This is a genomic window from uncultured Mailhella sp., assembly GCF_944324995.1.
Taxonomy (GTDB): Bacteria; Desulfobacterota; Desulfovibrionia; order Desulfovibrionales; family Desulfovibrionaceae; genus Mailhella.
The window spans coordinates 66794-81112 of record NZ_CALUYL010000005.1 but is presented as its reverse complement, the minus strand read 5'-3'; the positions used below and the strand labels follow the sequence as shown (position 1 = coordinate 81112).

The 14319-nt window shown below is 63.9% G+C and carries 9 protein-coding genes; 4 read left to right on the top strand and 5 right to left on the bottom strand.

All coding sequences use genetic code 11. From position 1 onward, the window contains the following. The first annotated feature begins 441 nt into the window (after positions 1 to 441). The gene (locus Q0K02_RS03955) at positions 442 to 1155 is read left to right on the top strand and encodes a hypothetical protein (RefSeq protein WP_294485278.1); all 714 of its coding nucleotides are present in this window, start codon (positions 442 to 444) and stop codon (positions 1153 to 1155) included. A gap of 14 nt (positions 1156 to 1169) precedes the next feature. After that, positions 1170 to 3971, top strand: a complete 2802-nt coding sequence (locus Q0K02_RS03950) for a hypothetical protein (protein WP_294485277.1) — start codon at positions 1170 to 1172, stop codon at positions 3969 to 3971. 106 nt (positions 3972 to 4077) lie between these two features. Here Q0K02_RS03950 and Q0K02_RS03945 read toward each other — a convergent pair whose 3' ends face one another. The 5 genes from Q0K02_RS03945 to Q0K02_RS03925 all read right to left on the bottom strand — a co-directional run bounded on the left by Q0K02_RS03945 (position 4078) and on the right by Q0K02_RS03925 (position 10214). Further along, entirely contained in the window at positions 4078 to 5373 is a 1296-nt protein-coding gene (locus Q0K02_RS03945) for a TRAP transporter large permease (protein WP_294485276.1), read from the bottom strand. A gap of 81 nt (positions 5374 to 5454) precedes the next feature. Next, the gene (locus Q0K02_RS03940; protein WP_294485275.1) at positions 5455 to 5925 is read right to left on the bottom strand and encodes a TRAP transporter small permease; all 471 of its coding nucleotides are present in this window, start codon (positions 5923 to 5925) and stop codon (positions 5455 to 5457) included. Positions 5926 to 5986: 61 nt separating this feature from the next. Next, positions 5987 to 7063 (bottom strand): TRAP transporter substrate-binding protein DctP, encoded by a 1077-nt coding sequence (dctP, locus tag Q0K02_RS03935; RefSeq protein WP_294485274.1) that lies wholly within the window; start codon positions 7061 to 7063, stop codon positions 5987 to 5989. 106 nt (positions 7064 to 7169) lie between these two features. Then, positions 7170 to 8135, bottom strand: a complete 966-nt coding sequence (locus Q0K02_RS03930; RefSeq protein WP_294485273.1) for a hypothetical protein — start codon at positions 8133 to 8135, stop codon at positions 7170 to 7172. Between the two features lie 531 nt (positions 8136 to 8666). Next, on the bottom strand, positions 8667 to 10214 hold the full coding sequence (locus tag Q0K02_RS03925; RefSeq protein WP_294485271.1) for a sigma-54 dependent transcriptional regulator: 1548 nt from the start codon (positions 10212 to 10214) through the stop codon (positions 8667 to 8669). A gap of 236 nt (positions 10215 to 10450) precedes the next feature. Here Q0K02_RS03925 and Q0K02_RS03920 point away from each other — a divergent pair, with 236 nt between their 5' ends. Both Q0K02_RS03920 and Q0K02_RS03915 read left to right on the top strand, forming a co-directional pair. Then, the gene (locus Q0K02_RS03920) at positions 10451 to 11881 is read left to right on the top strand and encodes a thioredoxin (protein ID WP_294485269.1); all 1431 of its coding nucleotides are present in this window, start codon (positions 10451 to 10453) and stop codon (positions 11879 to 11881) included. A gap of 89 nt (positions 11882 to 11970) precedes the next feature. Next, positions 11971 to 14319, top strand: coding sequence for a hypothetical protein (locus Q0K02_RS03915; RefSeq protein WP_294485267.1), 2349 nt, complete (start codon positions 11971 to 11973; stop codon positions 14317 to 14319).

Below are 14319 nucleotides of genomic sequence, written 5' to 3'. Positions count from 1 at the left end.
CGGAGCCGGAACGCCGGGCGGGAGCGGACGCGGGGCGGGAACGAGGCGCGATGAGGGCAAGGGAGGCTGTTGCCGGTGGCCGCGCAGAGCTGAGAGCCGGAAAGATCCGGAGGGAACGCGTCGGGGAGGGAATTGTCGGCGCCGGAACGCCCGGCGCTGAGCGGACGACATGCGGGCCTGCCGGAATGAGGCGCGGGGGAATCTGGAACCGGTTTTATCCGGGCTGTCGAAGCGAGGGCAAGGGCGGAAAGGCGGGGCGGCCGGGGCGGGCCGAAGTGAGGGGCGGCAGGGCCCGGGGGCGCGGCGCGGGGGCACGGCGCGGGGATTGCCGAAGAGAGCGGCTGCGTCTATCGTTGTCTTGCGGCACGATTTTTGCTTTATCGTTCATACGGAGCGTTTTTTCCGGCGCGCCGCCAACTTTGGCGTCATGAGGAGGCCTGCATGTCTGAACGCGAAGCGTTGCGTCTTCCCGAGGGGTTGACGGAATTTCTGAAAGACAACGATATTCCCTGTCCGCCGGTGCCTCTGTCGGCCCTGGACGTGCTGGATCGGACGGATGACAACTTTTTTGCCACGGACCTGCGTCCCGTGTCTTTTGTTCCCGTGCTGCCCGGAGACATGGACGCCGTGCTCGACGCCTGGAGCGATCGGCGGGAGAGCGCCGAGGCTTCGGACAACGCTTCGGCATCCGGCGAGGACGAAGACGCCCGGGCGGGCGCAGAAGTCGGCGGTTCGGAAGAGGCGGCGGCCTCCGCGCCTTCTTCCGACGGGGAGGCCGTGCCCTTTTACGAAGGCGGATACGTCGGCTTCGGGCTTGCGGGAAGCGGACTTCAGGGAATGCGCGTGCTTTTTCTGCTGAAGGAGGGCTCGTTTCGATTCGGCGTGAGTCTGCCGTGGAACCGGGCCTTCGGCGATCCTGCGGAGGAGCGGGAAGATCTTGAGGCGGCCTTCCGGCTGGCGGAAGTCTGCCTGCAAAGCAGGCCCGGGAGCGGAGAGCTGCGCGTGTTCGTGAACGATCTGGGCTGCCGCTGGTCGCTCACGGGCGAAGGCGCGGAGCGCGGAGGCGACGACGTGGACGGCCTTCTGGACTGTCTGGAAACCGGGGACATGCGCTGCGAAGAAAGCGTACCCTTCAGCATGTGGATGCGGGTTTAGCGGGGGAGAAGCACATGAGTCAGGTTCATAATCCTCTTTACACTCCTTTGATATCGGATCTGCCGGAACCTTCCGTGACCGGCAGCCATGCCGTGGCGACGTCTCCCGCCGTGGAACCGGAAATCCGCCCGGAGGCTGCGCAGTCCCGCGAGTCGTCGGTGGCGGTGCAGCTTCAGGGCGCGCAGAAGCGCCTCGACAGGCTGCTCGGGCGCGCGTCGGGCAATCTGCCCTGTCTGACCGGTTCGGTGTACGCCGAGCTCGGCCGGAATATTCCACGTCCGGGGCTTTTCAGCGGCCTGCGGAGCGCGCACGGCCGTCTCATGGATGCGGCCCGGGCCTGCGACAAGGCGGCCGCGGCGCTGGCGGGCATTCCGGCCCGCTCCTTTGCCGGGGTGCCGCTTCCCAAGGCGCTGCTGAACAGGCTTTCGGCGTACACCGAGGCGCAGAACGCGCTCTACGGCGAGGTGCGCCGTTTCATGGAGGCGTCGGGGAACGATTCCGCGCTGCTTTCGTCGCTGCTGCACTCCACGCAGTACCGGGCCTCGGAGGCGCTGAATCTTGTGGCGTCGCTCCAGCTCGCGGGCGGAAGCGGGGAAGGGCTTTCCGCCGAGCAGCAGGTCGTGCGCGCGAACATGCAGGACCGCATGGCGGACATGGGCGACATGACCGTTTCCGGCGGCATGAAGGCGCTTGCGCCGGGCATGCACGAGCGCACGCTGCAAAGGCGTGTGGACGGGCAGATGAAGGAACTTTTCGACGCGCTCGACAGGCTGGAACAGCAGGGCGCGGGCATGTCGGAACAGCAGTTCCGCCGCGAGGCCGCCGATGTGAGAAACGTGCTCGACAGGGCGCGGGCCGCGGTGGCGCTGCTGAACACGGACGGCATGAGCGTGGAGGACAGAAGTCTGCACGCGGGCCTGAACGATCTTTTGGATCGCTGTTCCGCAAGGCTCGGAAACCTGTCCGGCTGCTCGCTGCACGGGGAGGTCGTCAAAGCCGTGGACGAGCTCATGCCCGGTATTGATCCCGACGCGTGCCGCGCCCTGGCTTCGAAGACCGGCCTGACCAGACTGCGGAACGCGCTGATGGACGTCGCCGGCGGCCTTGCCCGGTACAACGCCGATCTCAGGGCCCTGAAAGGGGACATTCAGGCGGGCGCGTCCTCGCCGGACAGAGTCAGGAGCGGGCTGATGCAGGCGTGGCGGCGGCTTCGTTCCGGCAGCACGGACAAGAATTCCACGCTGCTCTACGCTCTGTACCTCGCAGGCAGCGGCGGATTGTCGAACAGCGTCGCCCTGCGCAACTTTCTTGGAAGGTGCGGCGTTTCCGTTTCGGTCCGGGAGGCGGTCAATCTGTTTGCCGCGGCCCGCAGCAGCGACTTCTGCGAGGGCGCGGGCGCGGCGTTTCTGGAAAAATTTGCCGGCACGCTTTCGACCCGGCAGCCCATTGTCGAGGCGCAGGCGGAGGAAATCGGAGCCATGTACGCGGGCACGGCGGCCGATCGTGCCGTGCTGCGCGGCGAATACATTGCCGCGGCCTTCGAGCACGACGTGGAGATTCCCACGCTTCTTGAGGCGTCGCTGCGGGGCATTCCGACCGATCAGCTCGAAATGAAGGCCGGCAGCGACACGCTGAAGAGCGCCAAAGTGCTGGGGCACGGCGCGGCCAACACCGTGACGCTGTGCGTGTACCGCGGCGAGAACGGCGAAGACGTGCCTCTGGTGTTCAAGCCGGAAACGGCTGCGCGTCAGGGCTTTCCCGATCTCACCGTGTACCGGCTCGGCTACCGGGCCGGGGCGCGCGTCATGCAGATCAACGTGGCGGCCAGCCGCAGCGCCGATGCCGCAGGCTGCGGCGATGCCGTGGCCCGTTCCCGCATAGGCGTGTACGACGGGCGCGTGGGGCTGTTCATGGAGAAGGCTCCGGGCAGCACGGCCTGCGATCTCATGACGGGGCGTTCGTGCGTGCCCGACGGCCGGGGCAACAAGCTGACGCTCGGGCAGGTCGTGAGCGGACTCAGAAAGAAAGGACTGCTCGACGGCATGCGGGCCAATCTCATGCGCGAGCTGAACAGGCTGGAATGGGCGGACGCGCTTTCCGGTCAGGCGGACCGTCATTATCAGAACTATCTTGTGGACATCAATCCCGAAACCGGCGCGGTGAAGGTGACGGGCATCGACAACGATGCGAGCTTCGGCGCGCGCAAGGTGGGCGTGGCGAAGGTGGACATCGCCGGCAGGGACGAACTTCGGCAGGCGCTTGAGGCCGCGCATGCCGGACCTCTGCCGGTCATGGTGGACGCATCTGCCCTCAGCGACGATCAGAAGCGGATTCTGCGCATCTTCATGCCCGATCTTCCCGACGACGCGACGCAGGTGAACATTGCCGGGAATCCGGCGCTTCAGGCGCAGCTTTCCGGCGCGGGAGTTCATCTTTCCGTGGTGGTGGACGGCAGCACGCTCAATGAGGATCAGCTCGGCGTCATGCGCAGGCATCTGGGCTTCAATCAGCTGTTCCGGCCGTCGTTCATCGACAGGGAAACTTATGACAAGCTCCGTCTGCTGGATGAGAACGCCTACCGCATGAGCCTTCGCGACTGCCTTGATGACGAGGCGCTGGACGCCGCAGTCTCGCGCCTCAGGGATGCGAAGGCCGTGGCCGAGGATCTTGCCCGGCGCGGCCGCGTGGTGGACGACTGGAAAGACGCCGCCGTGCTGGACGCCATGAAGGCCGAGGTGCGGGGCGTTGACCGCGACTCCTTGTTCCATCACCTGCATTTCGGCTTTTTCCAGCGCGATTTTCTGGGAAAGGTATAGCCCTCTTTGAGGCATGAAAAAAGGCCGTCCGTTGCCGGGCGGCCTTTTTTCTTTCTTCGGCGTGCCGAAGGCTTCCGGCCCCGGCATGCACGCGGAGCCGGGATGGTTACATGCCGAGCAGGCGCGGCAGGAAGAGGGTGATGTCGGGGAAGAGCACGATGACCACGAGGGCCAGCACGGACGCAAGGAGCATGGGCAGCACGGGCGGCGTGATTTCTTCCATGGTGAGGTTGCTGATCTTTGCGCCCACGTAGAGGTTCACGGCCACGGGCGGCGTGACCTGACCGAGGGCGAGGTTGATGGTCATCATGACGCCGAACCACACGGGATCCCAGCCGAAATGAGCCATGATGGGCAGCAGGAAGGGCAGCAGCACGTAGTAGATGGAAATGGCGTCGAGCAGCATGCCCGCGATGAAGAGGATCACGTTGATGAGCAGGAGCAGCACGATGGGGTTGTCGGAGAGGGAGAGCAGCACGGAAGCGCCGCGCTCGACGAGGCCCACGGTGCTGGCGACCCAGGCGTAGAGACCTGCGCAGGTGACCACGAACATGATGACGGCGGTGGCCTTCACGGATTCCACGAGCACGTCCACGAGGATGGAGAGCTTGTTGATGGTGCGGTAGATGAACACGCCCACGAACAGGCCGTAGAAGATGGCCACGGCGGCGGCTTCGGTGGGGGTGAACACGCCGCCGTAGATGCCGCCGAGAATGACGACCGGGGTCATGACGCCCCAGAAGGCTTCGCGCAGGGCCCTGGACACGGGCATGGAGCGCGGTTTGCCGCGATAGCCCTTCTTTTTGGAGGTGATGAGCACGGAGCCCATGAGGAAGAGGGCGACCACCACGCCGGGAATGAAGCCTGCGGCAAAGAGGGCGGGCACGGAGACGTCGGCAATGCCGCCGTACACGATGAACGCGATGCTCGGCGGAATGACGATGGCAAGGCCGGAAGTGACGGACACGGTGGCGGCGGCGAAGGGCTTGTCGTAGCCGCTCTTGACCATGGCGGGAATGAGGATGAGGCCGAGGGCGGCCACGGTGGCGGGGCCGGAGCCGCTGACGGCGCCCCAGAAGGTGGCGACGCCCACGGTGGCGACGGCGAGGCCGCCGGTCATGTTGCCGACGAGGGTTTCCACGAGCATGACGATGCGGGCCGCGATGCCCGCGCGCTCCATGATGAAGCCCGCGAGAATGAAGAACGGAATGGCGAGCAGCGGCACCTTGGCGATGCCGGCAAAGAAGTTGTAGGAGAGCATGTCGATGCCCATGTCCCACCACCAGCCGACGAAGATGGCGGAAACTCCGAGGGAGATGGCTATGGGCACGCGGAAGATGAGCGGAACGATGAAGGTGACGAGAAGCCAGAAGGCCGGATCGTGAAAAAGTGAGGTATCCATGCAAAATTCTCCAGACTTCAAAGACGCGGGAGGCGTTTGAAGCAAGCGGTTTGACGTGCGGATCAGCGTCCCTGCGGGGGACTAGTAGTTTCTGGAACGGAAGTCTTCCCAGAGCTTCTGGAGAATGCGCACGATGATGAGGGCGGAAAAGAGCGGCGTGGCGATGGTGTAGATCCAGACCGGAATGGCCAGCGATTCGGAAATCACTTCGAGTTCGATTTCGTCCTTGACTTCAATGTATCCCTGCCAGCAGAGGGCGGCGAAGAACGCGATGCTGCACAGCGCGCCGAAAATGTAGAGGAGCTTTCTGAGAGGGCGGGGCATGGCGTCGTAGAGCAGGTTCATGCTGAAGTTCCCGCCTTCGCGGAAGGCGCGGGAGGTGCCCAGCAGCACTATCCACACGAAGAGGTTGACGGTGAGCTCTTCCGACGAGGAAAACGAAAAATTGGTGCAGTAGCGCACGATCACGTTGATGAACGATATGCACGCCATCACGGCCAGCAGTACGGCTCCGAGCAGTTCCTCGAAGCGTGCGTTCAGAAAGTTCCACATAGTGAGAATCCCCGATGATGAAAAGACGGGAGCGGCCCGGCCGCTCCCGGAACATGTTGTTTTACTGAGCGGCCTTCATGTCGGCCTCGGCGGCCTTCACGAGTTCGGGGCCGACTTCCTTGGTCCACTTGTCGCGCACGCTCTTGGTGGCGTCGTAGAATTCCCTGACCTGTTCAGGCGTGAACTTCACGATGTTCATGCCGTGTTCTTCCATGGTCTTGAAGGGATCGGTCACGGCGGGCACCTTGTTTATGCTCTGGAGGAAGGCGAGGGAGGAACCGTCGTCGAAGCCGAGGCGGGAAAGGGCCTTGCTGTACTTTTCCATTTCCCTGGCGCATTCGATGAGGATGGCCTGATCTTCCTTGGAGAAGGACTTCCACACCTTGGCGTTGGAGGTGAGCAGCAGCGGATCGATCATGTAGTGCCAGTCGGTGTGATACTTGTGCCAGGTCCAGATCTGGAGCGTGATGTTGATGCCGTTGGTGGGGTTTTCCTGGCCGTCCACGATGCCCTGCTGGAAACCGGTCACGGCTTCGGACCAGTTGATGGCCTGCGGATTCGCGCCGAGCGCGGTGAAGATGTCGGCGAAGATGGGCGTGCCGCACACGCGCAGCTTCATGCCCTTCATGTCGGCGGGATGATTGATGGGGCCCTTGCTGGTGGTGAGTTCGCGGAAGCCGTTTTCGCCCCAGCCGATGAACTTCACGCCGGTCTTTTCCACGGCGGCGACGAGCATTTTGCCGGACTCGCCGGCTTCAATGGCGTCCATGGCCTTGTAGCGGTCGGGATTGTTGGCCACGAAGAAGGGCAGGGCGGTGAGGTTGAGTTCCTGCACCTGGGGCGACCAGTTGATGGTGGAGGCGAGGGCGAAGTCGATGGCGCCGCGGCGCACGAGCAGCAGTTCGGAAGTCTGCTTGCCGGCCATGAGCTGAGCGCCGGGGTACACCTTGATGTTGATGCGGCCGTTGGTGCGCTCCTTGACGAGATCGGCGAAGTAGGTTGCGGAAAGGCCCCAGCCGGAGGTGGCGGCGGGCACCACGCTCAGCTTGTATTCCTTTTTGTAGGCGGCGAAGGCCGGAGCGGAGAGCAGACCCACGCACACGGCGGCCATGAGGGCGGTACGGAACAGACGATTCATAAAATCCTCCTCAGGATATATTCTCGGTGACGCGAAGTCACGTTGCACCCGTAAGCAGGGAGAGTACTCCCGCCCGGGTACTGGGGCGGAAGTACGGTTGAGCCGCCTACAGCAGCGGCAGGATAATAATGAGGATGGGCAGCACCAGCACGAGTTCGAGCGTGGTGAACACCCAGCAGGCATTGGCCAGGTCGAGGTCCAGACGGAACAGCGACGGAGGAATGAGCGCGTTCATGGCCACGGGCATGGCGGAAAGGATGGCGGTCACCTTGAGGGGAATGCCGCCGTCCACGTCGCCCAGACCGGCCAGGGCGGCCAGCGAGGTGACGATGACGGGCACGAACGCAAATTTGATGAGAGATATGACGGCGGATTCTCGCACGTACATGCTCATGCGCGAAAGACGCAGTCCCATGCCTATGGAGAGAAGGAAGCCCACGGTGGCGGCGATCATGGCCGCGGTGGACACCGTGCCGAGCGCCGCGGGACGACGCACCCCGGCGAGATTGAGGCAGAGGCCGAGGGCGAGGGCGGTCACGATGGCGATCAGCACGGGATCGAGACGGAAGCGGCGGGAGCGCGCGTTGCCGGAATCGGAGCCGAAGCTGCGGGACACGGGCACGGCCACGCCGAAGTAGAACATTTCCTCGCAGAGGCGGTAGAGGGAGGCCATGGCGATGGCCTGCTCGCCGAACTGCATGACGGCCACGAGCGAGCCCACGGCGCCGATGTTGGTGAAGGTTCCGCAGCAGTACATGCTGCCGGTGCGGGGCCTGTCGAGGCGCATGGCGCGGGAGAAGAGCAGGGCGAGCGCGCCGCCCGAGACCCAGGCGGCCAGCCCGAGGGCGGGCAGGCAGAGCAGGCGCGGATCGGGAGAAGGCAGGCCCCACAGGGAGAGCATGGCGGAGAGGGGAATGAGCCCGAACATGGACACCTTCTGCATGAGAAGGCGCAGGGCGGAGAAGGTGGTCTCGCTCATCGGGGACGAGCCGGAACTCACCCACTGCCGGAAGGCGTATCCGGCAATGAGGCTGACGAAAATGATGGTCAGAGTGAGCAGCAGCCGATCCATGGCGGGACAGGGGAAAAACGTTGCCGCGCGGATTCTGGCCCTGTACCGTACAAGGAGAGAGAAAAAACCGGCGGACATCTGCCCGGGATGACTTACCTCCCGAAAAGGAGATAACAACGCCCCTCCGAAAGTCGGATGCGTCCGTTGCCGCGGGTGCGGACGGACGGTCTCCGAGGTTCCGCGCGAGGCGGAGGAGAAGACGATCCGGGAAGACGATTTTTTTCAGACTAATAGGTTTTCAAAAATTGTCAAACACGGGGAGGCGTTTTTTTCAAAGGGCGTTTTTACTGTAAAAGAACAAATCTTTCGCGCCGGTTAGCAGATATGCAGCGCAATACGCCGCGCCAACAAGAGAGGAGGCCGCTGTGCCGCAGCCCGTTTCGGGCAAGTTGGAGTGCTTGTGCATAAAAGTACAGAGTGACGGGCCTCTCCGAGAGCGCGTCCTGCGGAGCGCGGGCGTCCGGGATTTGCGCGCGGCGAAGCGCGCCGTCTCGCTTGCGCCTGCAACGCGCGTCGGCACATGCGGGGCGCTCAGTCCGTGCGCTTTTTCGGATCCAGGCCGAGCCTGACCATGCGGCTGCGCAGCGTGCCGCCGTTGATGTCCAGCATTTCGGCGGCGCTGTTCTTACCCGTGAGCTTGCCGTTTGCCCTGCGGAGCGCATGAAGAATATAGGCCCTCTCCATGTCCCGGAGGGGAATCACGGGCGCGTCCTCGCTGAAGAGCGCAGCGTGGGCCGGTTTCGTCGGCGCAGGACGGCACGGAGGCGGCGTTTCGCACGGCGCGTCTTCTTCCGGGGCAAAGTGCAGCTCTCCCGTGCGCTGGGCCAGAATGAGCGCCCGCTCCACCAGATTGGAAAGCTCGCGGATGTTGCCCGGCCACGCTCGGCCCGCGAGCTCGCGCAGATCGTCTGCCGAGGGTTCCGGCATGAGGGCGAGCCCCAGCTCGTTTTTCTTTTTCCGCAAAAGAAAGCGCACCAGCGCGGGAATGTCCTGCCGACGTTCCCGCAGCGGCGGCAGGTGCAGCGGAAACACGTTGAGGCGATAGTACAAATCCCTGCGGAACCGGCCCTCGCGCACCCGCTCGGCCAGATCGCGGTTCGTGGCCGCAAGAATGCGGATGTCGAGATGAATGCTGTCGCTGCCGCCGAGGCGTTCCATGTCCTTGTATTCCAGCACGCGCAGCAGCTTGGCTTGCGCGCCCGGCGTCAGTTCGCCTATTTCGTCGAGAAAGAGCGTGCCGCCGCCTGCGCGTTCAAAGCGCCCCTTCTGCAGGCGTCCTGCGCCCGTGAAGGCGTTGGCCTCGTGTCCGAAGAATTCGTTTTCCAGAAGATCGGGGGGAATGGCCGCGCAGTTCACCTTGATGTAGGGGCCGTTTGCGCGGTCGGAAAGGTGACGGATGTAATCGGCCATCACTTCCTTTCCGGTTCCGGTTTCCCCGGTGATGAGCACCGGCGTGACGGTGGGAGCCACGTCGCGCGCCATCTCGCAGACCCGGCAAAACGCCGCGCTTGCGCCCACCATGGGGAAGGGCGGCGTTTCCCTGACCGCGTTGCGGATCCTGCCGGAGCGTTCGTCGAGGTAGCGGGTCAGAAAAAGCGTGAACGGCGTGGAGAGTTGATCCAGCACCCGGGCGTCGTGTTCCGAAAAGGCCCGCGCCTGCTCGGAAAACATGTCCACGGAGCCGCAGTAGCGCCCCTCCTGATGCAGATGCAGCACCACGGCCGACTGAAAGCGGGAACGTCCGCAGTCGTGCATGTGGGAGCGCACGGGATTGTCGGCGGCGGATTCGGTGAGCACGCAGCGCTTGCCGGAATGGATGATCCCGCAGGCGAACTGCAGCGCGCCGTCGGGAATCTTTTCCAGCGATTCGCCTTCTTCCGCGCCGTTTCTGTGGCAGAGCGCAAAGCGGTGCACGGCGGATTTGTCTTCTTCAAAGCGGCTGAGGGCCAGGGCGTCCAGAGGCAGACAGCCGGACAGATACGCCAGCAGATCGTGCAGCATGCGGTGCATGTCCGTAGAGCCGCAGATGATGCCGGTGGCGTGAAGAAAGAATTCGGGAGAAAAGCCGTCGACGCTCATGCCGCCTCCTGTGCTTTCTGAATATTGATATTTCATTGAACAGCTTGAAATATCATGCTGATTCTTGATATTTCAACAAAATTTTTTGCAGCGAAAGGCGCAGATATCGCTATGGCGCTGAAAATATGAAAAATATCACGAACTGGCATGCCTCTTGCATAAGAGAGGAGGTCCCCATGCAGGAACAACGGCGGCGTTCCGGGACAGAGCGCCCCGACTACGAAAGGTAGGAGAGTATGAACAGACTGAAGAGCTGCGCGCTTGCGCTGACGCTCGCGCTGGGCGTGGCCGGAACGGCCGCGGCCGCGCCCACGGTGTTTCCCACCGGCGTGACCATTTACAATCCTGAGAAGGCCTACAACGGCTACACGCTTCTTTGCGTGCTGCGCGCCACGCCGCACGGCCTGCCGCTCATCGACATGAACGGCAACGTGGTCAACAAGTGGATGCGCGTGGAAGGGCAGCCCGCCCAGCTTCTGCCGAACGGCAATCTGCTTGCCGAAAAGGTGCTCTACGATCCCGACAAGTGGACGGGCCGTCTGCTTGAGGGATCCGCCGTGGTGGAAAAGACCTGGGACGACAAGATCGTGTGGGAATGGGACAAGGGCGTGGAAATCGAGGCGACGCCCGATTTGAAGGCCAAGGGGCAGAAGACCATGTGGAGCGCGCAGCAGCATCATGATCTTCAGCGCGAGGGCATGGCCGTATACTACACGCCCACGTCCATGCCCAAGGAAGGCGGACGCACCCTCATTCAGTGCCACAAGGAAGTGAACGGGCAGGACAGCGCCGCGCTCGTCATCGTGGACAAGGACGGAAACACCGTGTGGTCCTGGAACTACATGGATCACGCCGCCGATATGAAGGGCATAGCAAACTTCCAGAACGCGGCCTCCTGGCTCGGCCCGAACAAGTGGTACGACGCGGGCGATCAGCGTTTTCATCCCGAGAACATCATCTGTGACGACGGTCAGTCGGTGATCTACATTCTCGATCACAAGACCGGCAAGCCCGTGTGGCAGGTGGGCCCGAACTACGGCAAGGACGAACCGCTTCGTCACCTCGGCATGAAGCTGGAGGAAGGCGGCTATCGCGGACTGTTTGCCGGCGGCATGATCCATCACGCGCACATGATTCCCCGCGGCGTTCCCGGCGAGGGCAACATCATGGTGTTCAACAACGGTCTGCCGTACTCCGAAGTCATTGAATTCGATCCCGTCACCGGCAAGAAGGTGTGGGAATATTCGGGCCAGGCGCTCGGCTACGGTCCCACGCATTCGCTTTCGCATTACTTTTTCAGCGCCACCATCAGTTCCGCGCAGCGTCTGCCCAACGGCAACACGCTCATCTGCGAAGGCGACGGCGGCCGCATTTTTGAAGTGACTCCCGAACTCGAAACCGTGTGGGAATACGTGACGCCCTACATGTGGTACGGCATGGTGAGCGGCTTTGTGGCCGAAGAACTCCAGAGAGCCGACAAGAAGGCCCGTCCCACCAATTCGGTGTATCGCGCCTATCGTTATCCCTACAGCTACATCAAGCAGGTGCAGGCTCCCAGGGAAACGCCCGTGGAATACGAAGATCCCTTCATCTACGACGACTCCATCAAGGGCGACCACGAAGTGGAAATGTCCGGCGAGGAGTTCACCACCTTCAAGCGGTATTGACGCGCGGCGACAAGCCGTGACGGGGAGCGTCCTTCGGGGCGCTCTCCGTCCGGAGCCGCATTTCGGAGAGAATTATGGACGAGGCGCGCATGGACGGACGCCGAATTGCCGTTCTTTTTTTCTGTTTCTGTTCGGGCTGCTGCAGTCTGATTTATCAGATGGTGTGGATACGGCTGTTCAGCCTCACGCTGGGCTCGACGCTGCTTTCGGTGTCGTTTGTGACGTCCATGTTCTTTCTCGGGCTGGCGCTGGGGAGCCGTCTGGGCGGCAGACTGGCGGAAGGCGGCGTGCCGCCGCTGCGGCTGTACGGTCTGCTGGAAGTGCTGATTTCCGCACTGGCGTTTCTGGTGCCGCCTGCTCATGACGCGCTGGACGCGCTGCGTTCGCCCGCGCTTGCCCATGCGGGGGCGGCGCTGCTCATGCTGCTTGCCTCGCTGCCCATGGGCTGCGTGCTGCCCGTGCTTGCGCCCTGCTTCGCCACGCGCGCAGGGGAGGGGCACGGGCTCGCGTGGATGTACGGCGTGAACACGCTCGGTGCGTGTGCGGGATCGCTCCTTGCGGGAGCGCTCGGCATCCGCTTTTTCGGGGTGGCCCTCACGCACGGCGTGACGGCGGCGTGCAATCTGGCGCTCGGCGTGGTCGTGCTCGCGTTTGCGCGGCGTCCGTTTGCCGTGGAAGTTCCGGAGCGGGCGCAGGAGGCGGGCGCGCCGCGCATGCTGTATGCGGCGGCCTTCCTTTCCGGGCTGGTGTTCATGGGCTGGGAGGCGTGCGCGCTGCGCTGGCTGGGCCTGTTTTTCCGCGACACGTCGCTGCTGTATTCCGGCGTGACGGCGGCGATCATTTTTGCTTCCGGCGCGGGCGATCTCGCCTTCGGAACCCTGCTTCGACGCAGAAGAGTGCTGCCGCTGTTCGCCTCCGCCACGGCTGCGGCCGCGGTGCTCGCCGCGCTCGGAACCACAATCATGCTGCGCCGCTATGCCGACGTCGTCCGCCTAGATCCGACGCCCGGGCCGCAGCTCCTCTTCCTTCTGCTGTTTGCGGGGCTTCCCGCGTTTTTCTTCAGCGTGAGCATGCCCGCCTTTTTTGCGTCGCTGAGCCGACGCCGCCTGATTTCACGCAATACGGGCCGTCTTCTGGCGTGCAACACGCTGGGCTCCGTGGCCGGCGCGCTGCTTTTTCCCGCAGCGCTGTTTCCCCGGCTGGGAATCACGGCGTCGCTGGGCCTGCTCGGGGCGTTTTTTGCCGCGTATCTTGCCGCGGCGTGCGGACTCTGGATGTCGCGCCGGGGCGGCGTCTGCGCCTGCGCGGCGGGAACGGCGGCGGCGTTTCTGAGTGCGACGTGCGGCGTGTTTTCGCCCGATCTGGCGCGCGCCGCGCTGGAAGCCAAGCTTCGGGAGGATCTCGGGCCGTGGGCGTCCATGGCGCGCATTCTCGACGTTCGGGAAGGGCGTTACGGCGATTCCTGGGCGGCGGAACTGCCGGGCGGAGAGCGCTTTCTGTTTTCCGGCCGCGTGATCATCAGCCGCGACCGTTCGGCGAGCTTCCGCACGGAAGGCTTCGTGCCGCTGCTTGCCGCAGAGAGCGCGCCGCAGCGCGTGCTTTCGCTGTGCTTCGGCGGCGGACTTTCCACCGTGGCGGCGGGCATGCTGCCGCAGGCGAAGCGCTTCGACATGGTGGACATTTCCCGGGAAAACGTCGAGCTCGCCCTGAAATATTTTCACGACAACGCCCGCTGGCAGGACGACGCGCGGGTGCGTTTTCACTTTGAGGACGCCTTTCGATTCCTGCGTCAGAGCGCCGAGCGCTGGGATCTCATTCTTGCGGAGCCCACGCCGCCGTATTTCGGCTACCGCGGGGCGGTGTTCTACACGGTGGAGTTTTTCCGGAACGCGGCCGCGCATCTGACGCCGGACGGCGTGTTTTCCATGCCGCTGCCCTGCGGACAGATGACCCCGGAACAGGCCCGCAGCGTGATGAAGAGCTTTGCCGCGGCGTTTCCGTTCTGCCGCCTGTGGTGGAACGGCGTGGATCCCGTGATGACGGGCAGCCTGCGCCCGATGACGCTTTCGTCGCGGCAGTGGCGGACGCTGGACGAGGTTCCGGGCTTCTTCGGCGAACTTGCGCGCGTGTCGGGCCCGGCGGCGCTTCAGACGCGCGCCTCTGCGGCGGCCGCGCTGCTGCTTGTCGATGAAGATTTCCGGGCCTTTGCCCGGAGCGGAGAGGAATATGTTCTGGATCGGCCGAGACTGGAGTTTGAAAGCTCGGAACGGCAGACCTTCCGCAGTGCGGTGGAGCTGTTTGAGCATCTGTCCGCGGCCGAGGCCGTGCGGCGCAACGCGTCGCCGGATTTTCTGCCCGACTCCTACTGGCAGAGGGAATTTTCTCTGCGTCGCACCCGTCTCATCAATACGTCGGTGCGCATGGCCGGGCCGTTCTGA